The organism is Pseudomonas sp. RP-B7, assembly GCF_059803535.1.
Map to the genome: position 1 here is coordinate 284,161 of NZ_JAPFHC010000001.1, position 20,204 is coordinate 304,364.

General features: G+C 63.2%; 21 protein-coding genes and 1 pseudogene. 9 read left to right on the forward strand and 13 right to left on the reverse strand.

Annotated features, from left to right (window positions below):
• Nucleotides 1-3 precede the first annotated feature (3 nt).
• From OPU96_RS01265 to OPU96_RS01275, 3 genes and pseudogenes are all read left to right on the forward strand, one after another.
• Nucleotides 4-579 (forward strand): TetR/AcrR family transcriptional regulator, encoded by a 576-nt coding sequence (locus OPU96_RS01265; protein ID WP_226457091.1) that lies wholly within the window; start codon nucleotides 4-6, stop codon nucleotides 577-579.
• Nucleotides 580-614: 35 nt separating this feature from the next.
• Complete coding sequence (locus OPU96_RS01270; protein ID WP_498558616.1) at nucleotides 615-908, forward strand: AraC family transcriptional regulator ligand-binding domain-containing protein; 294 nt, start codon at nucleotides 615-617, stop codon at nucleotides 906-908.
• A gap of 13 nt (nucleotides 909-921) precedes the next feature.
• A pseudogene (locus OPU96_RS01275) lies at nucleotides 922-1,422 on the forward strand (zinc-binding dehydrogenase); the annotation flags it as partial.
• A gap of 26 nt (nucleotides 1,423-1,448) precedes the next feature.
• Here OPU96_RS01275 and OPU96_RS01280 read toward each other — a convergent pair.
• From OPU96_RS01280 to OPU96_RS01295, 4 genes are read right to left on the reverse strand one after another with little or no spacing between them, the layout of a single operon-like run.
• Complete coding sequence (locus tag OPU96_RS01280; protein ID WP_226457069.1) at nucleotides 1,449-2,303, reverse strand: alpha/beta fold hydrolase; 855 nt, start codon at nucleotides 2,301-2,303, stop codon at nucleotides 1,449-1,451.
• 17 nt (nucleotides 2,304-2,320) lie between these two features.
• Nucleotides 2,321-3,613, reverse strand: coding sequence for an NAD(P)/FAD-dependent oxidoreductase (locus OPU96_RS01285; protein ID WP_226457068.1), 1,293 nt, complete (start codon nucleotides 3,611-3,613; stop codon nucleotides 2,321-2,323).
• 60 nt (nucleotides 3,614-3,673) lie between these two features.
• Entirely contained in the window at nucleotides 3,674-4,096 is a 423-nt protein-coding gene (locus tag OPU96_RS01290; RefSeq protein WP_226457067.1) for a RidA family protein, read from the reverse strand.
• Between the two features lie 34 nt (nucleotides 4,097-4,130).
• Complete coding sequence (locus OPU96_RS01295) at nucleotides 4,131-5,270, reverse strand: ornithine cyclodeaminase family protein (protein ID WP_192300963.1); 1,140 nt, start codon at nucleotides 5,268-5,270, stop codon at nucleotides 4,131-4,133.
• Nucleotides 5,271-5,456: 186 nt separating this feature from the next.
• Between OPU96_RS01295 and OPU96_RS01300 the strand changes: the two genes are divergently transcribed.
• From OPU96_RS01300 to OPU96_RS01320, 5 genes are all read left to right on the forward strand, one after another.
• Entirely contained in the window at nucleotides 5,457-6,272 is an 816-nt protein-coding gene (locus tag OPU96_RS01300; protein WP_192300964.1) for a helix-turn-helix domain-containing protein, read from the forward strand.
• 155 nt (nucleotides 6,273-6,427) lie between these two features.
• Complete coding sequence (locus OPU96_RS01305; protein ID WP_305392640.1) at nucleotides 6,428-7,174, forward strand: response regulator; 747 nt, start codon at nucleotides 6,428-6,430, stop codon at nucleotides 7,172-7,174.
• Nucleotides 7,171-8,247, forward strand: coding sequence for an ATP-binding protein (locus OPU96_RS01310; protein ID WP_226457064.1), 1,077 nt, complete (start codon nucleotides 7,171-7,173; stop codon nucleotides 8,245-8,247). The genes OPU96_RS01305 and OPU96_RS01310 overlap by 4 nt, the downstream gene beginning before the upstream one ends.
• A gap of 249 nt (nucleotides 8,248-8,496) precedes the next feature.
• Nucleotides 8,497-8,889 (forward strand): hypothetical protein, encoded by a 393-nt coding sequence (locus OPU96_RS01315; protein WP_226457063.1) that lies wholly within the window; start codon nucleotides 8,497-8,499, stop codon nucleotides 8,887-8,889.
• The gene (locus OPU96_RS01320; protein ID WP_226457062.1) at nucleotides 8,862-9,782 is read left to right on the forward strand and encodes an ABC transporter six-transmembrane domain-containing protein; all 921 of its coding nucleotides are present in this window, start codon (nucleotides 8,862-8,864) and stop codon (nucleotides 9,780-9,782) included. Before OPU96_RS01315 ends, OPU96_RS01320 begins: the two co-directional genes overlap by 28 nt.
• Nucleotides 9,783-9,800: 18 nt before the next feature.
• Here the strand turns inward: OPU96_RS01320 and OPU96_RS01325 are convergent, their stop codons facing one another.
• The 9 genes from OPU96_RS01325 to OPU96_RS01365 are packed head-to-tail and all read right to left on the reverse strand — an operon-like array spanning nucleotide 9,801 to nucleotide 19,231.
• Nucleotides 9,801-10,742, reverse strand: a complete 942-nt coding sequence (locus OPU96_RS01325) for a helix-turn-helix domain-containing protein (protein ID WP_226457061.1) — start codon at nucleotides 10,740-10,742, stop codon at nucleotides 9,801-9,803.
• A gap of 43 nt (nucleotides 10,743-10,785) precedes the next feature.
• Complete coding sequence (locus OPU96_RS01330; RefSeq protein ID WP_498558512.1) at nucleotides 10,786-11,565, reverse strand: 2-keto-4-pentenoate hydratase; 780 nt, start codon at nucleotides 11,563-11,565, stop codon at nucleotides 10,786-10,788.
• Nucleotides 11,562-13,169 carry a bifunctional 3-(3-hydroxy-phenyl)propionate/3-hydroxycinnamic acid hydroxylase gene (locus tag OPU96_RS01335; protein WP_226457059.1) on the reverse strand — a complete coding sequence of 536 codons (1,608 nt, stop codon included), beginning with the start codon at nucleotides 13,167-13,169 and terminating at the stop codon, nucleotides 11,562-11,564. The genes OPU96_RS01330 and OPU96_RS01335 overlap by 4 nt, the downstream gene beginning before the upstream one ends.
• A 60-nt stretch (nucleotides 13,170-13,229) precedes the next feature.
• The gene (locus OPU96_RS01340) at nucleotides 13,230-13,832 is read right to left on the reverse strand and encodes an amino acid synthesis family protein (protein ID WP_192300972.1); all 603 of its coding nucleotides are present in this window, start codon (nucleotides 13,830-13,832) and stop codon (nucleotides 13,230-13,232) included.
• Nucleotides 13,833-13,842: 10 nt separating this feature from the next.
• The gene (locus tag OPU96_RS01345) at nucleotides 13,843-14,301 is read right to left on the reverse strand and encodes a VOC family protein (RefSeq protein WP_192300973.1); all 459 of its coding nucleotides are present in this window, start codon (nucleotides 14,299-14,301) and stop codon (nucleotides 13,843-13,845) included.
• Nucleotides 14,302-14,312: 11 nt separating this feature from the next.
• Complete coding sequence (locus tag OPU96_RS01350; protein ID WP_226457058.1) at nucleotides 14,313-15,353, reverse strand: WD40/YVTN/BNR-like repeat-containing protein; 1,041 nt, start codon at nucleotides 15,351-15,353, stop codon at nucleotides 14,313-14,315.
• Between the two features lie 12 nt (nucleotides 15,354-15,365).
• A complete protein-coding gene (locus OPU96_RS01355) occupies nucleotides 15,366-16,160 on the reverse strand; it encodes an SDR family NAD(P)-dependent oxidoreductase (RefSeq protein WP_192300975.1) in 795 nt (264 codons plus the stop codon).
• Nucleotides 16,161-16,187: 27 nt separating this feature from the next.
• Nucleotides 16,188-17,678 (reverse strand): aldehyde dehydrogenase family protein, encoded by a 1,491-nt coding sequence (locus tag OPU96_RS01360; RefSeq protein WP_498558513.1) that lies wholly within the window; start codon nucleotides 17,676-17,678, stop codon nucleotides 16,188-16,190.
• 11 nt (nucleotides 17,679-17,689) lie between these two features.
• Complete coding sequence (locus tag OPU96_RS01365; RefSeq protein ID WP_498558514.1) at nucleotides 17,690-19,231, reverse strand: acetolactate synthase large subunit; 1,542 nt, start codon at nucleotides 19,229-19,231, stop codon at nucleotides 17,690-17,692.
• 209 nt (nucleotides 19,232-19,440) lie between these two features.
• On the opposite strand from OPU96_RS01365, the gene OPU96_RS01370 reads away from it, so the two are divergent.
• On the forward strand, nucleotides 19,441-20,199 hold the full coding sequence (locus OPU96_RS01370) for an IclR family transcriptional regulator (RefSeq protein WP_192300978.1): 759 nt from the start codon (nucleotides 19,441-19,443) through the stop codon (nucleotides 20,197-20,199).
• The last annotated feature ends 5 nt before the right edge of the window (nucleotides 20,200-20,204 follow it).

The window sequence follows — 20,204 nt, forward strand, 5'->3', positions numbered from 1 at the left end:
CGGATGACTCCGGTGATAAGCCGGTCGGAGTTTCAGCGCAGAGCCATGGAATTGTTCAAGGAGCGTAGTTTCGGCCAGGTCAGCATGCGTGAACTAGCGGCGCACGTTGGCATTAGCCCTGGAGCGATTTATCACCATGTAGAAAGCAAGGAGGCAATGCTCTTTGAATGGCTGATGGAGCTGTATCAGGCGTTGTTGTCGCACGTTGATCTGATCAAGACGCGAAGATTGACGCCTGCGCAACGCGTGGCAAAACTGATCGAGGGCCATCTTCAATTGCATGCCCACATGACCGGGCACTTCAAGTTAGCGGTCATGGACGCCAATTGCCTGGGCGCCCCGATGCAGGCAAGCGTCGAGCAACTGAGACGTGCCTATGAGTCAGAACTCATTAAGGTGATCGGCCAACTAGGCCATCAGCCTGGCGGGCCGTTGCGCGAGAATGCACTCATCGCCATTGTCCCCATGCTGAACAGCCTGCCTACCTGGTTAAGCCCGACAATCGATGACGCTCAGCGCCAAATCATCACCAAAACCATCGCTGATGCGGTATTACGAGCCATCAACTCCCTACCCTGAGTGCGCGTACCAAGATCTGAAAACCATCCGAATTCATCAGTGAGCTCACCTTCGGGATGCTGCTGAATATCGCCCGCGCGCTGGCGGGCCCGACCTTCAGCCCATCGTCGATCGAACTGAGTTACCCAAGGCCCGCCTACGCCGATCACTATGAACACTTGTTTAGACGCCCGGTGCACTTTGATCGCAAGAACAATCTATTTATCTGTGCCAATCACTGGGCCAATACCCCCATCGGCACCCACGATGCGCTAAGCAATCGACAAGTCGTTGAGCTACTGGAGATGACGGTTTCCCACAAAAATAAAAACGAGGGGTCTCACGCATGAAAAGCGCAACGTTTCTTTTGCTATCGCCCTCCTCGCTGGCTTGGGCTACACCGTCGTGGCTTCAACTGGTCGTCTTGAAGAATCTGATTACCTAAAGAGGCTTGGCGCCTCGGAGATCATTGATCGCTCAGTCTTAAGCGGGCCAGGTCGCCCACTTGCCAAAGAACGATGGGCAGGCGCGATTGATTCGGTTGGTAGCCATACGCTGGCCAACGTATGTGCCAGCACCTGTTATGGAGGCACCGTTGCGGCATGCGGACTCGCACAAGGGATGGACTTACCTGCCAGCGTTGCCCCCTTCATTTTGCGTGGGGTGACACTGGCTGGTATCGACAGCGTGATGCGTCCGCGAAGAGATCGGATCGCAGCTTGGGATCGTCTGGTACGAGATCTTGATATCTCTATCTTAAAAGAAGTAACGCGAGAGATTGGTTTGGGCGCGGTTGTTCAGACGGCAGAGCAACTGCTCGCCGGCGAAGTACGCGGACGGGTTGTGGTTAACGTCAATAATTGACAGCATTGTTTCAGGCAATGAGGTGTCTACGAAACCCGGGGCGATTCACACAGCCCCTTCAAGAAGCCTGCAACCAACCCATTGAACACCTCCCCCTGATCGTCATGCACATAGTGACTCGCGTCCGCGACCTCCACCGTTCTGATGTGCGGATTGCAGGCAGTCATGGCCTCAAGCGTCGCGGCCGGCAGGAAGTCCGAGCGGCCGCCGCGAATGAACAGGGTCGGGCAGTCCAGGGCGCGTACGGCGGGCCACAAATCTGTCGGTTCGATGCTCAGGCGGGCCTTGGCAATGCCTTGCTGATCATGCCGCCAGGTGACCCCTGTGCCACTGTCTTTCATCGAGTGCGCGAGCCGTGAGGCCAGGCCCTGCTCCGACAGGCCTGGGCGCGACGCCTGCCAGAAGGCACGGGCCAGTTCCCAGTTGCCGAACTGCAACGGCGTCTGGCTCATCTCGCGGCGAATACGTGCGGCACCATCACCTTGGGTTGAAGAGCCGGGGCCGATGTCTTCGATCATCAACCCCATCAACCGCCCCGGGTTTTGCCGTGCATATTCAAGGGCGTTGGCTCCCCCCAAGGAATGCCCCAGCAAGACGAAACGCCCCAATCCCAGATGAGCCACCAGGTCCTCAAGGTCTTCCACATAGGATTGCGTGTGGTAGGTCTCTGGTGCGGCCCAGTCGCTTAAACCGCGCCCACGTTGGTCCAGGGCGTAAATGCAGTAACCGGTTCCCAGGGACTGCACCAGCGATTCCCAGGTCTGTGCGTAGGCCCGCAAGCCATGCAGCAGAACCAGCGGCACGCCGCTCGAATCGCCCCAGTGCACGAAGTGCAGGCGCAGGCCTGAACGATTGGTGAAAAAACAGCTGTCAGAAGCCATGGGTTGATTCCTTTGCGTCAGAAACGATCGAAACGATACGGGCTTGGATCAATGATCGGCGTGTCCCCGCTGACAAGGTCCGCCGCGAGGTGGCCCGCCGCCGGTGAGGTACCAAAGCCGTGCCCGGAAAAACCCGTGGCTACGGTCAGCCCGGGGATCTGCGCGACCGGCCCGATCACGGGGTTGGAGTCCGGCGTGACGTCGATGGTGCCCGCCCACGCCTGGGCAATTCGCGCCTGTTCGAACACCGGCCAGGCGGCGATCAGGTTGTTCATCGCGTCACCGTTGAGGCGCGGGTTGGCCGCCGGGTCCTGCACCCTCACCCGCTCGAACGGGCTGACACTGTCGGCGCGCCAACGCCTTGCAAGTTTCAGATCGTCCAGAAAAGGCTTGCCCAGCGACACGTTCAGCACATGGCGCTGTGCGCGAAACTGCGGCATGTATGGCTTGGCGAGCAACAGGTGATCCAGGGTCAGGAACGCGTCCAGCTTGCCGCGCTGGGTGATGATGAAGCCGCCGTCCTTGTGCTTGCGAAACGAAAAATCCGGCGCGCCGACCGCAATCTGCGTCGGGCCTTCCATGGGGTGGGTGCGCAGTACCGAGCAGGTCAGCGGCAAGGTCGGCAACGCCACGCCCTGGTTGCCGAGGAAACGCCGCGACCACATGCCCCCCGCCAGCAGCACGTGATCACAACGGATTTCACCGCGCTCGGTGACCACCCCGCTGACAATCCCGGCGGACATCTGCAGCGTACGTACCGCACATTGTTCGATGATCACCACCCCTTTCGCCATGGCAGCCTTGGCGATCGCGCTGCTGGCCAGGGTCGGCTCGGCACGCGCGTCGGACGGCGTGTAGATGCCGCCGGCCCAGTCGCCTACGCCACCCGGCACCAATGCGTCGATTTCACGTTTGCTGAGCAGGCGCGAATCCAGCGACAGGTGCTCCACCGACTTGAGCCATCCTTCATGCATCGCCATCTGCGCCGGGGTCCGCCCGACAAACATAATGCCCTCCTGGCGGTAGCCGACGTCCGCGCCGACCCGCTCGGGCATCTGCGCCCACAAGCGGTCGGCGGCCAGGGCCAGGGGAATGTCGGCCGCATGGCGGCTGGTCTTGCGCACCCAGCCAAGGTTGCGCGACGACTGCTCGGCGGCGATGCGGCCTTTTTCCAGGACCACCACGGCGATATTGCGTTCGGCCAGGGTCAGCGCGGCGGTCAGGCCAATAATCCCGCCGCCGATAATGACCACGCTGGTGCTGGCGGGAAACGCGGTGGAGGTGTTCACGGGCGCGATAGTCGGTGCCATGCTCAAGACTCGGTGATAGGCAAATAAAAGCGGCCGCCGTGCTGCGCGGCCGCGTGACGGTCATGGCGCCAGGCGGATCACTTCAACCTGTGCCTTGGCGGCGTTGCGATACGCCGTCACTTCCAGCTCGACCTTGTAGACCGTCGAGCCCAGCGGCGGGCACGTCACCGTGCTGGCCGGATCGACGCCGCGAAACTTTTCGCCGATCAGGCCCATCACCGCCGGGACGTCCTTGGGGTCCTGGATGAACACCCGTGAACACACCACATCCGCCAGGCTCGCCTGCACCGCTGCCAGGGCGGTTTCGATGTTGGCGAAGACCTGATGGGTCTGCTCCAGCACATCCTCCGGGATCAGCTTGGTCTGCGGGTTGCGGCCGGCGGTGTTGGACACGTAGATCCAGTTGTCCACGACCACCAGGCGTGAATAGCTGCCCATTTCTTCGAAGGGGGAGCCGGTCTTGAGCTTGATGATTTTTGTCATGTCGAATGCCTCTTCAGAGTAAGTGTCGGGTGGCTTAGCGCAGCACCGGGGTGTCCCACAGGTTCAAGGTCACGCCGATGCCTTTTTCAATCGCGTTGCGGTACACCACCGTGCCCCAGGCCACGTCTTCGACAGGCATGCCGCCCACCGACATGATGATGATTTCCTCATCGTTCCGGCGGCCGGGCGCGGCACCGGCGATGATCTTGCCGATGTCTTCGACGTCTTCGAGGCGCAGCTTGCCTTCGGCGATCATGTCCATGAAGCGCACGCCAATCACCGGCACGTTGTGGTGCGCGGGCTTGGGCAGCTCGTCAAACCAGGCTTGGTACAGGCCGGTGTTGTCCAGCACCTTGCGCACGTCGGGTTGCTCCATGCCGTCATCCAGGGAGCACGCCGCCGGCATCGCCAGGAACGCGCCCGGCTTGACCCACTCGCGCCGCACAATTGGGTAGATCGAGGGGTCGCCCGTCTCGCCGGAGCTACAATAAGTAACAAGGTCCGAGTCGCGAACCACCGCTTCCAGGGTGTCGACCACGCTGATCGAGGTGATTTGTGGGTAGGTCGCCCTCACCCAGGCAATAAAATCATCCAGGCTCTTCTGGCCACGGCCTTTGATTTTCAACGTATCGATCTGCGGGCACACCGCAATGAACGCCGACAAGGTGGTCTTACCCATCACCCCCGGGCCGAGCAACCCCACCACCCTCGCCGCCTTGCGCGCAAGGTGCCGCGCACCAACGCCGGGGATCGCGCCGGTGCGATACGCCGACAGCAAGTTGGCCGACATATGCGCCAACGGCGCGCCGGTATCGGGGTCATTGAGGGTGAACATCAGAATCGAACGCGGCAGGCCCTTGTCGCGGTTGGCAATATTCGAGCCGTACCATTTCACGCCGGCCGTGCCGAAGCTGCCGCCCAGGTAGGCGGGCATCGCCATCATGCGCCGGTCCGCCGTGGGCTTGGGCATGTTCGGGAATGGCGAATCCTTGGGAAAGACCACCATCGCCCCGTGGGAGTCATTGTTCGGCCCGGCCATGCGGTAATCGCCGGCATAGAGCAAGCCGAACATCTCTTCCATGGTATTCACGCAGGCCGGCATGTCCGTGACGCCGGCACGGATCATGTCCTGCTCGGAGAGGTAGATAAAGTCGATTTTTGTGGAAGTAGACATAGTCATTCTCGGGCCGCAAGTGAGATCGCTGCGATAGGCGCAGCTCCACGCTGTCGACGTCGAGTATCGAGGGGCACTTGCGCGCCGTATTGTAAATTTCGGACACGCCAGGGCCCGTGTCACCGCAGTAGTTGGCGCGAATCATGCGTGATAAATCCCGCCTCGCAGCCTATCGACAGTACACACATGACTCCGACTCCACGGCACCACACGGCAAACGAACAGCCCTGGTTCGTCCTCAACTCCTCACGGTATTCGGTGATGCCTTCCGAACACCCGGCGATCTCGCATTTCTATGCCTTCGATGTGGCGCAAACCACTGAGGTGCTGGCGGTGCCGGATGGTTGCGTGGACATTGTCTTCGACTGCGACGCCACCCGCCCCAGCGCCAAGATCTGCGGCACGCCACTGGCGGCCCAGGCCGTCGAGTTGAACCAGAACCACCACTACTTCGGCGTGCGCTTTGCCCCCGGCGTCATCCCCGGCTTCATCAATGTGCTGGCTGAAGAGTTGACCGAGCGCGAACTCGACCTGCTGGAGGTCTCGCGGTTTGCCCGGCGCATCTTCGACAACATCGTGCAGGCCCCGCAACTGGGCGAACAGATGCGCCTGTTCAACGACTACCTGGCCCCCCAGTTGATGGGGCGCACGTCGCCGCTGACGCGCATGGTCATTCAGCAAGCCTTGCGTCATCGCGGGGCGATCCGCATCAGGCAACTCGAAGACCTCAGCGGCTACACCAGCCGCACCCTGCACCGCCAGTTCAGCCAGGACACGGGCCTGTCGCCCAAGGCGTTCTGCCGGATCATCCGCTGCCAGGCCGCGCTTGAAACCCTCAACACCCAGCCCGATGTATCGTTCTGCGAACTGGCCCTGGACCTGGGTTTTTCCGATCAGTCGCACTTCCTGCGCGACTTCAAGAAACTGGTCAGCACCACGCCCTGCGACTACCAGCGCCAAATGCTGCAGAACGCCTACACCGACCGCATCAGCTACGCCTGATCACGCGCCGACAAAATAAATTCGCGTCTCCATCGTTTCTCCACAAAACCTCCCATAAAAGCGCACGCTCGGGGTGCACACTGGCCTTCGTTGCCCTTGGATGATTCGTCATACTGCGACGATCCCAGTGCACCTGACCCAGACCCGAGCCTGCCATGACTGAATCACCGCTTGCACCGACACCCCAGGACTCCACCGGCAAACACCAGGCCTTGGTGCTGATCGCCGAAGACGAGCCGGAAATTGCCGACATCCTCGCCGCCTACCTCAAGCGCAGCGGCTTCCAGACCGCCCATGCGCTAGACGGGCGCCGTGCCCTGGAACTGCACCAGACACTCAAGCCCGACCTGGTGCTGCTCGATGTACTGATGCCGCAGCTGGATGGCTGGATGGTCCTCGCCGAGATCCGCCACCGCGGCAACACCCCGGTGATCATGCTCACCGCGCAAGACCAGGACATGGACAAACTGCTGGGCCTGCGCATCGGTGCCGACGACTACATCGTCAAACCGTTCAACCCGGCAGAAGTGGTCGCCAGGACCCAGGCCGTGCTGCGCCGCAGCATCGATCACGGCTACGGCAGCGGCCAGCGCGTGCTGCGCGTGCAGGCGTTCGAGATCGACATCGACAACCATGCAGTCAACGTGCAGGTCGGTGCCGACAAGCACCCGCTGCACCTGACCGTCACGGAGTTCCGTCTGTTGGCGCAACTGGCCAAGGCGCCCAAGCGCGTGTTCAGCCGCGCCGAACTGCTGGCCCTGTGCGCCCCCGAGAGCGACAGCCTGGAACGCACGGTCGACAGCCACATCAGCAAGTTGCGGCGAAAAATCGAAGACCTCGGCGTGCAGGGCGTACCCACCAGCATCCGTGGCGTCGGCTACCGATTCGGGAGCCACACATGAAGGTCGTCAACGGGTTGAGCCGGCAGATCATTGTGTCGATGTCGGCCGTGGTGCTGTGCGTGATTGCCCTCGCGGTGGTTGGCTCCTACGTGTTCTACGCGGTGCTGTGGACGTTCTGGCCGCCGTCGGACCTTGACGTCGATGAGTGGCTGCCCACCGGCATGGAATGGGCATGGATGGGCCTGATCACCTGCATCAGCCTGGCAGTGGGTGCCGTGGTCGCGATCAAGCTGTCCCGGCGCATTCTCATGCCCTTGAACTCCGTCGCCGCCAGCCTGCGCCGGCTGGCCGACGGCGACCTCGATGCGCGGGCCGTTGCGCCCGACCTTTCATTGGGAGAGACCGCCGTGTTGGTGGATGACTTCAACAGTATGGCCAAGCGCCTGCAACGCATGGCTGAAGAACAGTCGTTCTGGAACGCCGCCATCGCCCACGAACTGCGCACCCCGCTGACCATCTTGCGTGGCCGCTTGCAGGGCCTGGCCGAAGGTGTGTTCGAGCCGGACAAGGCCCAGTTCTACAGCTTGCTCACCCAGGTCGAGGGCCTGACGCGCCTGATCGAAGACCTGCGTGTGGTCGGCCTGGCGGACAACGGCTACCTGGAAGTGCACATCCAGCACGCCGACCTGGCCGAGGAAATCGAGGCCGACGCGCAACTGTTCGAGCCTGGCCTGAACGCCAGTGGCTTTACCCTGCACCTGGACCTGCTCAAGCACCCCGTGCACTGCGACCCGGCGCGCATCCGCCAGGCCTTGCTGGCCCTGCTCGACAACCTGCGGCGGCATGCCACGCCCGGCAACGTCATCGTGCGCCTGGACAGCAGGGACGGCCTCAACACCTTGAGTGTCGCGGACGAAGGCCCGGGAATCGATGAAGCCTTCGTCGCGCACATTTTCGACCCGTTCCAACGCGGCGAAAGTTCTCGCTCGCGCGCCCAGGGTGGCAGCGGGCTGGGGCTGGCCGTGGTGCGTGCGATTGCCCTGGCCCATGGCGGCAGCGTGACCTGCCGCAACCTGGCGAGCGGCGGCACGTTGTTCGAACTGAGCTGGCCAGACCATCCCACCGACCTCTGAACTCAACCGGCCCAGGTGAAGGCATGCGCCTCTCTATGTTTGGTTTCTATAGAGCCACACCCTATCGCCACTTTGCCTTGCTGGACACACACGGACGCTGTATCGCTTTCAAGAGCTGCGAAGGGATGCCACAGAACGGCAAGTGGGTACAAGTCAACGAAGTCAAGCTCGCCTGGTTGAACCGGACGTTGCCTGCGGGCGCCTTGACTACGCCAACCGACCCTTGTGATTCACACGCGGATTGCACCTATGCCCCTCAACTATCGCAGTCGAAACCTGATTGACCTGGCCCAACTGGAAGACTCGGTAAAGTTCTATAGCGCCAGGCTCAGAAAGTTGCAGCGCTTCTGGATCCCCCTGCAAAAACAGGCGCCGCGCCTGGTGATGGTGCTGTGGGTGCTTGGGGTGAGCGCGTCGCTGTTCACCCAGTCCTATGCCCACTGGCTGTTCACCGCACCGGCGATCTGCCTGTTGATCGTCCTCGAGATCGTCATCGACGAAATGCAGATCGACCTGCTGCTGATGACCGAGGAAGCCCGTTATCTGCTCGACATCACTCGCGGTCTGTATACCGACTCATTGCGTCCCCCCACTGCGCTGCACACAGGTGCCCCATGCCCTCCGCCACACCACAAAGAGTGATCGAGCACAGCCACAACATCGGTCAACAATCCGCCAGCCAAACCCTCAAGGCCATCGCCAGGGCCTACCCCGGCAAGTTGTTTGCCACCTTGTCGCTGGTGGCGTTGGAGAACGCGCTGCTGCTTGCCTACCCACTGTTCGCCGGGTTCGCCGTGGACGCGATTATCCGTGGCGATACTGCCAACGCGCTGTTCTATGCCCTGGTGGTGCTGGGGTTCTGGGTGGTGGGCGCGGCCCGGCGGGCTCTGGACACCCGCACCTTTACACGTATCTATGCCGACCTCGCGGTGCCGGTGATCCTCAACCAGCGCCTGCAACGCCACAGCACTTCCAAGGCCGCGGCGCGGGTGGTGCTGGCGCGGGACTTCGTGGACTTTTTCGAGAAGCACGTGCCGATCATGGCCACCGCGCTGGTGTCCATCATCGGCGCAGCGGCGATGCTGCTGGTGATCGAACCGTGGGTCGGCCTGGGCTGCCTGTTGGCCCTGGGGCTGTGCCTTACCGTGCTGCCCGGCTTCGCCCGGCGCAACGAGCAGTTGCACGAGCGCCTGAACAACCGCCTGGAGAAGGAAATCAGCCTGGTGGAACAGGTCGGCGCCCACACCCTGCGCCGCCACTACCGGGTACTGTCGCGCTTGCGCATCGGGCTGTCGGACCGCGAGGCCATCGCCTTCCTGACCATCGGGGTACTCGCGGCGTTGCTGTTTGTGCTCGCCATCACCCAACTCGCCCTGTCACCTGCGGTCAAGGCCGGGCACATCTACGCGGTGATGACGTATTTATGGACGTTTGTCAGTTGCCTGGATGAGGCCCCTGGCATGGTCGACCAGTTGGCCAGGCTCAAGGACATCGGCAAGCGCGTTGACCCCGGGCTGGGCGGCACCACTCACTGAACCCGCGCTACAGCGCCTTCAACGCGGCGCCCGCTGGGTTTCCGAAGGCGACTCGCCAAACAGCTCGCGGTAATGGGTAGCGAAATGGCTCAGGTGAAAAAACCCCATCGCCACCGCTACTTCGCCGACGTTCTGCGTGCATGCCGACGTGGTGATCAAGCGCCGGCGCACCGCATTCAGGCGCAGGTTACGCAGGTATTCGACAGGGCGCATGCCGGTCACCGCCTGAAAACTGTTCTGCAAGGTCCGGCGACTCACCCGCAGGTGTTCGCACAGGTCAAGAATGCTCAGGGGCGTGTCACCGCTGGCGTCGATCAGGTCCTGGCAACGTTTCACCAGATAGGCACTCACGGTGACATTGCCACGTCGGCAGCGCACCTCATCGGTGGCGTTGCTGAACAGATCGAGGAAAGCGTTGAGCAGCGCGTCCTCCAGCATTTTTTCGGCGATGGGGCTGATGGCGTCGGACTGTTCCACAAGGTGACGAAACAGCGGCTGGATGCGCTGGTGGATGCGCGCCAGCAACGCATCATCCACACTCAGTTGCGAGGTGGTCTTCAGCCGTTTGAGCTGTTCACTGGACAATTCGAAGGCCGCCAGCTTGGCGAAGCGCACCGTGTCGACATTGAACGCAAAAAAGTGCGTGCCCTCCGGCGCGTGCAGCACAAACTCCTCGGCGTCGCGCAACAGCACCACACTGTGGCTGCCCACTTGCTGCCCCTGCACCACCGGAGCACTGCCCAACGACATCGCCGCGCACAGCCGCCCTTTTGGCGCATAGCCACGCTGGACCACGCGCTTGTCCAGGACCTCCTGGAACACCTGGAAGCGGTCGGCGGACAACTGCCGCAGCTCACTGGTCAGGCAGCCACGGCCAAGCTGGTCGTACACCTGTCGCCAACCGTGGATCGAGCCGGCGTGTTGTTGAGGGTCATTGAAGGTTCGCGCTTCAGCAAGCATGGTCGTGGTTCCTCGGTGGCCCCGGCATGACGGCAACTGGTGTTCACACTGGGGCGGTATCAACCGTGAAAACCAAAGCCAGTTCCGTGCCAAACATCCGCAAGCGGTACGTGGTCGGCTGGATCGCCATCGGCGCCAGCAACGCCCCGGACAGCACCACCTGCCCCGCCTCCACCGGTTGACCGTCAGCCAGCAGGCGGCGGATCAGCCAGCACAGGTTGATCAGCGGCGGGTCCTCGCGCTCGGCGGTATTGCCCTCGCCGCACAGCGCGCCGGCACACTCCAGGCGATAGTCGACGCCGCTGTGTAGCAACGGATCAAACGGCGTGCGCGGCCCGATGCAATACAGCCCTGCCGCCGCGTTGTCGGCCAGGAATGCCCCGGCGCCGAACGCCCAGCCTTGCCAGCGGCAATCGGCGATCTCGAAGGCCGGCGCCACCTCGCCGATGGCGGCCAGGATGTCCTCGTCACGGTATTCACCGGGCGCCAGGCTGCGGCCCATGATGATCGCCACTTCAATCTCCAGCTTGGGCTGGATCAGCCGCGACAGGGCCACTGGTGTGCCGGGCGCGATGTGCATCGGCGTGGTCAGCGCGCCATACACCGGCTGGTCGAGGCCAAAACGCTGTTGCGCGGCGCGGCCGGCGAAGGCGATTTTCCAGCCGCTCAGGCGCTCGCCTGCTTCCTGGCGTGCCTCCAGGCCCAGGCGTTGCAGCGCGTAGCCGGAATACACGTCCAGCGCATCCGCCGGCAGCGCTGGCAAGGCCTGCGCGCTATGCGTGGCCTGGCGCAAGCGGTTGAGCAATTCGTTGTTGCCATTCATGAGAGTTGCTCCGCCAGTTTGCGCAGCACGCCGTCGAGCCGCTCGGGGGTGGTAATGGCGGCGACAAACCGATCCGGTCGCACCACCACAATGCAATCGCGCACCCTGGAGAACCATTCGCCCAGGCGGTTATCCACGTCTTCCACACTGAGGGCCGCTGCGGCCGTCAACGGCTGGCCGCGCCCCAGGCCGCTGCGCGAACGGTTGACCTGGATAAACCGCGTATCCCAGCGCGCCCAATACGCGGCCATTTCGCCACTGAGATGCGCGTGTGGGTTGACCCGGTAACCGAGCACCGCATACGAGTTGCCCAGCACATCGTCCAGGCGTCGGCGCTGGCCCTGGGCATCTTCGATATGCGGCTGCACAAACAGCTGGCCGACCAGATCGTCCTCGCGCAATTCGGCACGTTCGTGATGCACCAGGCCCTTGGTGATGGTTGCCTTGGGTTTGAACTTGAACTCCAGCAAATGCGAGCGCAGGTTGTCGACGCTGTTCACCGCCTGGAACAACCAGTCGCGCACCCCGGCCATCAACGGATTGGTCAGGCCCAGCACCGCGCCCATGTTGTCGGCCAGGGCCACCAGTTCGGTCGCGTGGCCACGGCGTTCCTGGTCGTAGCTGGCAAGAATCCCGTGGGCGGCGCGGCCCTGGAGGATCGCGGCGAGTTTCCAGGCCACGTTGGCCACGTCCCGCAGCCCGGAATTGAGGCCCTGGCCGGCCCACGGTGGCGAGATATGTGCGGCGTCGCCCACCAAGGCCACGCGGCCCTGGACAAACCGCGCCGCCACCCGCGAGTGATGGGTGTAGGCGCGGATGCGGATGATGTTGAGTGAGTCCACCGCATCGCCGATATGCCCACGGATCAGGTCGCGGATGGTGTGCTCTTCGCACATCTTCGCTTCGTCTTCGCCCTCCAGCAGCATGAACTCCCAGCGCCGCTGCTGGTACGGCAGGTAAATGCACACGAACGGCCGTTGCGGGTCGGCATGCAAGGCGGTATAGGGCGCATCCAGGGTGTCGTTGGCCGTGTCGACCACCACCCATTTGCGCGCATGGGTCAGCCCCAGCAGCTCGATACCGAGCTTCTTGCGCACGGTGGAACGCCCGCCGTCGGCGCCGATCACGTAATCGGCACGCAGTTGATAGGTCTCGCCCTGGGCATCGCGCACCTGCAAGGTCACGCCTTCGCCGTCCTGCTCCAGTTCGAGCATTTCATGGCCTTGGCGCAACTCGACACTGGCGTGCTGGCCAAGGGTTTCGCGCAGCGTGCCTTCCAGCAACTGCTGCATGAAGATATTGCGCATCGGCCAACCGTAATGGGCGGTGCTCGGCTTGACCTCGGCGAAGCACACGCCGCGTGCGTTGTAATAACGCAGCGGCACATCGCAGATCATGTCGCGTGCGGCCAGTTCGGCGATGCCGATGCCTTGCAGTACGCGCAGGGCCTCGTCATCCATGCCGACCGCGCGCGGGTACGGCAAGATGCAGTCGGCGAGTTCAAGGACGACGCAGTCGACACCGTACATCCCCATATAGTGTGCGGCTGTGATCCCGTTGGGGCCGCCGCCGACAATGACAACTTGGGTCTTCTGCTGCTTCATCGCTTATCACCGCTTTCTTGTTGTGGTTTTAATCTGCGCCGCCGAAGCCGCACGCGTGTATCAGTGCAGCCCATCCAGCCCTTTGACCTCGTCGGCCTGCAAGCCGCCCAGGCGTGCATGCAAACGCCCGCGAGTGGCGAACGCCCAGATGATAATCACCTCGTCTGGCGCCGGGCCGTCACCAAACATCAGCGACATGCTGTCATAGTGGGAGCGCACATACAGGGCATCCTTGTGTGCCAGCGGTACATCAATGGTGGAACCCGGCCCACCGCGCTTGCCGGTAGACGGCACCCACGATTTGCCTCCGCCCAGCGCCACGCGCACCGGGTCGGCCGCCGGGTTGGTGAGGAACGCGTTGCCATGTTCGTACTCGCCCTGGCTGCCCACCAGGCAGGCCTTGCCGTAGCTGACGATGTCGTGCTGGCCGGCCAGCGCCTGGATACGGCGGCCGAACTCTTCGCCCAACAGCGGCGACGGCTCCACCAGCTCGGCCAGCGACTCGCTGTAGCGCCCGGCATAGGGGTTGGCGATCACCGCCGCGACGGCGTACTTGAACAACGGCTCGCCATCGGCCAACTGGCCGGTTTCATTGGCCAGGGTTTCTTCGACAAAGCTGTACCATTTACGGATGTGATAGGTGGCGAAATTCGCAGTTTTCATCAGGCTTGCCTCACAGAGGGTCGAGTGGGTCGAGTTTGAAATGTCGGCTGGGCGCGCCCGCTTCCTTGAACCGCGCCTTGCCACGCGCATCGTCGTGTTCGGTCTCCAGGAAAAACTCCATGCGGTTGCCGTCCGGGTCGTTGAAGTACACGCCATGGCCGATTTCGTGGTCGGTGATTTTCACCACCTCCACGCCCTTGCCCAGTAACATGCCGTACAGCTGGCGCAAGGTGGTCATGTCCCCGGCGATTTCCAGGCCGTAGTGCTGCAACCCCATGCCGCCCTGGTGGGCACCGGGGTCGGCACGGATCAACGCAATGTCGTGATGCTTGGTGCCAAACGCCATCATCACCCAGCTTTCGCCACGGGCACTTTCGTGCATGCCCAGGATGTCGGCGTACCAACGGGCCGACACGTCAGGGTCACTGACCCACAGCGATAAGTGCGTACGAAGGATGTCGACTTTCATCGCGGGCCACCTCAGCTTTTTTTGACGATGGATTGATGCCCGGCCTTGATCTGCGCCACGGCAGGCGTCCACAGCACATCGGCGATTTCGCTGAAATCGCGCCACTGCTTCTGCCAGCCTTCACCGCCATTTTCCGAGGTAAACAAATGCCCGTACTTGGTGCCCGCGACGATCTGCCGTGGGTTGGCCGGGTTGATGGCAATCGCCCACACGCAGGAATTCGGTTGCTGCGGCAGCGGCAGCACTTCCCAGCTGAGCGCGGCATCGCGGGACACCAGGATTTTGCTGGTGGTGCCCGGCGTACCATCGGAAATGCTCAGGTACAGATCGCTTTGCGTGCCCAGCGGCGCGTTCATGGCGCGGATGTAATACAGGCCGAAGGCTTCACGGCCGATAATGCCGGTCCAGGTCAGGCCCTCATCGAGGCTGCGGTAGACCGCGTTGACGCACACCACCACGATGACTTTCTGGCCACCGTTGGGCAGCACCAGGATGTTGTGTACGTCCGAGTTGTAGTCCCACAGCAAGCGGTCATCGACGCGGGTCCAGCTGTCGCCGCCGTCGCGGGAGTGGAACAGGCCACCCTCTTCCAGGCCGAACCACAGCTGGTTGCGGTCGGTCGGGTCGTAGGCGAAGGCCAGCAAGCGCGGGCGGCTGACACCGTCGCAGAACTCGGGGATTTCCACCGGCGCGCGGTCCCAGGTCAGGCCACCGTCGAGGGTGCGCCACAACACCGCGCGCGACGGTGCGCCGGTGCCGACGAAAATCCGCTGGGCGTCCTGCGGGTCGACCGCGACTTTCCACACCGTCTGCCCGTTGAACGGCGAGTTGATGCGCTGCCAGCGGCCGCCGGTGTCGTAGCTGACACACAGGCCCACATCCGTACCGGCGTAGATCACCTCGGGGGTGTCCGGGTGCATGCTCAACGAGCGGGTGATTGCGTCGAACTCCAGGTCCTGCCCCAGGCCGAGGCGATGCCAGGTCCGGCCATCGTCGGCGCTGCGGATCACCGCCTGCCCGACGGTTGCCACCAAAAGGGTTCCGTTACTCATCGCTGATGCTCCTCAGATGAAGATGCCGCGGGTCAGGCCGCCGTCGATGCCAATGGATTCGCCGGTGACCGCACCGGCCTTGGGGGATGCCAGGAAACCGATCAGCCAGCCCATTTCAATCGGTGCCAGGGTGCGCCGGATCGGCGTGGCGTCGATGTAGCCCTGCTCCACCTCGGCCGGGGTCTTGCCTTGCTTGACCCCTTCACGCTCGTACAGCTCCTGGATGTGCGGGGTATCCACCACGCCTGGGTGAATCAGGTTGACCGTGATACCCGACGGCCCGAGTTGGTCGGACAGGGTCTTGGTCATGTGCGCGATGGCCAGGTTGCGCATGCCCGACAGCACTTTGCTGCCGCGCCCGGTCAGGCCGCCGATGTTGATGATGCGTCCGAAACCACCGGCTTTCATGTGCGGGGTCACGGCCTTGGCGCAGCGGAAGTAGCCGATCACCTTGGTGTTGAGGTCCGACAGCAGTTCGTCGTCGCCGGCATGTTCGATGTCATTGCGCACCACACCGGACGGTGCTGCCGCGCCGTTGACCAGGATGTCGATACGGCCGAAGTGCTTGTAGGCGGCCTCGACCATCTCCGACACGGCCGACATGTCGTTGGTGTCGCAAAACAACGGCAGCACTTCATTGCCGGTCTGCGCGGTGATTTCCTCGGCCGCCAGTTGCAGGAACGCCATGCGCCGCGCGCAGATCACCACCTTGCACCCCTCCTCGGAGAGAAACCGTGCGACTTCCTTGCCGATGCCCATACCACCACCCGTGACGATGGCCACGCGGCCTTTCAATTCCAGATCCATAGCAACTACCTCGTGTGATTATTCAGTTCAGGTCAGATCGACAAACACGCTTTTGGTCTCGGTGTAGGCATCGATCACGTTCTTACCCATTTCCCGGCCCCAGCCGGATTGCTTGTAGCCGCCGAACGGCGAGGCCGCGTCGACCACGTTCCAGCAGTTGATCCACACCGAGCCGGCCTTGAGTTGCGCCGCCACCCGGTGTGCCGAGCGCAGGTCGCGGGTCCACAGGCCTGCGGCGAGGCCGTAGGGCGAGTCGTTGGCGCGTACCACCAGCTCGTCGATTTCGTTCCAGCTCATCACCGTCAGCACCGGGCCGAAGATCTCTTCGCGGGCGACACAGGCACCCTCGGCACGATCGAGGAACACGCTGGGGGCGATGAAGTGGCCACGCTCCAGATGCTCCGGGCGTCCGCCGCCACAGATCAGCTCGGCGCCTTCTTCCTGGCCCCGTTGCAGGTAGCCCTTGACCGTATTCAATTGGCGCCCGGACACCAGCGGGCCCATGCTGCTGGCCGGGTCCAGGCCGTTGCCGAGCACGTGGGCGGCGGCATGTTTTTGCAGTTCTTCGAGGACCTGATCCAGCACGCTGGCGTGCACGTACAAACGCGACGCAGCGGTGCACACCTGGCCCTGGTTGTAGAAAATCCCGTCGGCGGCGCCTTTGGCGGCGCGCACGATGTCGGCGTCGGGCAGGATGATGTTTGGCGACTTGCCGCCCAGCTCCAGCGAGACTTTTTTCATGTTGCGCGTGGCCGCCTGGGCGATCAGCCGCCCGACCTGGGTCGAGCCGGTAAAGGCGATCTTGTCGACGTCGGGGTGCTCGGCCAACGGTGCGCCGGTCTCCGCGCCCAGGCCGGTGACCAGGTTGACCACACCGGCGGGGAACCCCGCCTGCTCGATCAACTGCACCAGACGGATCGCCACCAGCGGCGTCTGTTCGGCAGGCTTGAGAACCGCCACGCACCCGGTGGCCAGCGCCGGGCCGAGCTTCCACACGCACATGTTCAGCGGGAAATTCCACGGCACGATCAGCGCGCAGACCCCCACCGGCTCACGCAAGGTGTAGTTGAGCATCGGCGCACCGCTGGCCGGTGAGACCGGCAACGTGCTGCCTTCGATCTTGGTCGGCCAGCCGGCGAAGTAACGCAGGATGGTCGCGGCGCTGGCTGCTTCACCACGCGCGGCAGCGATGGGCTTGCCGTTTTCCAGGGTGATCAGTTGCGCCAGCTCTTCGCGGTGCTGGTCGAGCAGGTCCGCCAGGCGGAACAGCAACAGGCCGCGCTGGGCCGGTGACTGCAACGCCCAGGGGCCGGTGAAGGCCGCTCGTGCGGCGGCCACGGCGGCATCCACATCCCGCGCGCCGCCCTGGGCGACTTCGGTCAGGGTGTCTTCGGTCGCCGGGTTTTCCACCGCGAACCGGCGGCCAGCGGCGGCATCCTGCCAGGTGCCGCCGATAAACAAGCGACCCGGTTGCGACAAAAAGGCCTGGACGGCGGGCAATACTTCGAACGTTTTCATGGTCGATTCCTTCACAGCGCCATCTCGATCAGGCACGGGCCGCTGCTGGCAGTGGCGTTGGCTAGCGCGCGTTGCAGTTCGGCATTGGTTTGCACGGTGCAGGCCGGTACGCCGTAGCCTTTGGCCAGGGCTTTCCAGTCGATGCGCGGGCTGTCGAGCACGGTGAGCTTTAGCGCCTCCGGGCCCAGCTCGGTCATGCCGAAACGGCGCAATTCGTTCTGCAAGATCGCGTAGCGATGGTTGGCGGCGATCAGGATCACCACCGGCAATTGCTCGCGGGCGATGCTCCACAGGGTTTGAATGGTGTACTGGGCACTGCCGTCCGATTGCAGGCAGTACACGCGGTTGCCGCGCTCGGCCAGGGCCGCACCGAACCCCACCGGAATGCCCTGACCGATCGCGCCACCCGTGTTGGTGAGCACCCGGTGCCGTGCGGCGCGAGCCGAAGCGGTGAAAAACGGGTAGCCGCAGGTGCCGCCTTCCACCGAAACAATGCTGTCGTCCGGCAACGAGGCAGCCAGTACCTGGCCTACCGACTGCGGGGTGAGTTCGGCATGCCCCGGCGGCAGTTCGATGCCCTGTGGCGTCGGCACGTAGGCCGGTGCTTGGAGGGCATCGGCGAGCGCGGTCAATGCACCGGCCACGTCGTCGCCGACATCGGCCAACCCCAACAGGCGCTCACGTTCGGCCAGGCGCGAGGGGATGCCTTCGTAGCCGAAATAGCTGATCGGTTCCGGCACACCGGCGCACACCACCAGGTCGTACTGTTCGAGGATTTCAATCGCCACTTCCGGGAAGTACGGCAGGCGATCCAGGTCCGGCAAGCCACCGCCACGGTAACTCAGGCGCGGAAAGGTCTCGGCAAACAGGCGCACACCCGGCAGTTGTGCCAGGCGCCCCGCCGCTTCCAAGCCCGCCACCGACAGCCCTTCGTCACCGACGATAAACACCAGGCGCAGCCCATCACGCAGGGCCTTGGCGACCGCTTCGATGCGATCGCCGGCAAACCGTCGCACCGGCGGGCGGATCGGCGCGAATACACCGCTGTGGGTCACGGTATGGGCTTGCAGGTCCATCGGCAAAATCAAGCTGGCGATCTGGCCTTTGGCCTGCCAGGCCGCGCGCATTGCTTCCTGCAGGTCGTCGCCAATACCCGACGCGGTGCGCGAAGTGCGCACCCAGCCGGAGACGGCACCGGCCAGGGCCTGGATGTCACTGGCCAACGGCGGGTCGTAGTTGACGTGCCATGAAGCGTGGTCACCGATCACGTTGACGATGGGCGTGTTGGCCCGGCGGGCGTTGTGCAGGTTGGCGATGCCGTTGGCAAAGCCCGGGCCCAAGTGGGTCAGGGTCATCGCCGGTTTGCCGGCGATGCGGCCGTAGCCGTCGGCGGCCCCGGTGCAGACCCCTTCGAACAACGACAACACCGGCTTGAGTGCAGGTGCGCTGGCCATGGCCGCCACCAAGGGAATTTCGGTGGTTCCGGGGTTGGCGAAGCAGTACTCGATACCGCTTGCCGCTGCCGCATTCACTATCAGTTGCGCACCATTCATTTTCAGCCCTCTTGCTTGAGCGTTTGCAGTGATGAGATTTATCACACACAAATATTCAATCAACAAGCATTTTATTTGTGTTTATCTCATTTATTGAGACTTTTGAGATTTTTAGACGGCGAATAATCTGCCAAATATTGCGTTTTTCTCTCACTGCGGTAGTGTTGCGCCAGCCCGACGCAGCACGTCCCCCCTTTTCTAGGAACGAAATGAGTAGCCTGAGCAAATTGCTGAGTGTCCTGGACCTGTTCGGTCCACAGACGTTGAAGATCGACCCCGACACCATCGCCGAGCGCATGGGCCTGTCACGGGCAACGGTGTACCGCTACGTCAAGGATCTGTGTGACGCCGGCCTGCTGACCCGCGTGGACGCCGGCAGCTATGGCTTGGGCCCGCGGGTGATCGAGCTGGACTGGAAAATGCGCCAGTACGACCCGATCCTCGTCGCCGGTCGCGAGTTGATGCACGAGCTGTCCGCACAGACCGGCCTGGCGGTGTTTGCCAGCGTGTTTTACGACGGGCGCATCATCAACACCTACATTGCCGAACCCACCGACACCTATCACTTTGCATTCGGGCGCGGGCAGCCGCTGCCGTTCTTCCGGGGGGCGCAATCGAAGGTGTTGATCGCGTTCCAGAAAGGCCGCCGCCTGCAACGCCTGTTCGACGAGCACATGGCCAACGACCCCGCCAGCCCCTATGACTGGGCGGGGTTCAACAAGGCCGCGAAAAAGATCCGCAAGGACGGCTACTGCCTGACCCACGATGAACTCAACCTGGGCCTGACCGGGATCGCCGCGCCCATCATCCAGACCGACCTCGACGAAGTGGTCGGCAGCCTGTCGGCCGTCGGCAGCACGCAAAGCTTCAAGCTGCTGCGCCAGGAGACCGTGATCGAAATGGTCATGGACACCACGCGGCGCATCGCCGACAACATGCGCAACCCGCCCGCCACCCCGGCGGCCTGAGCGAC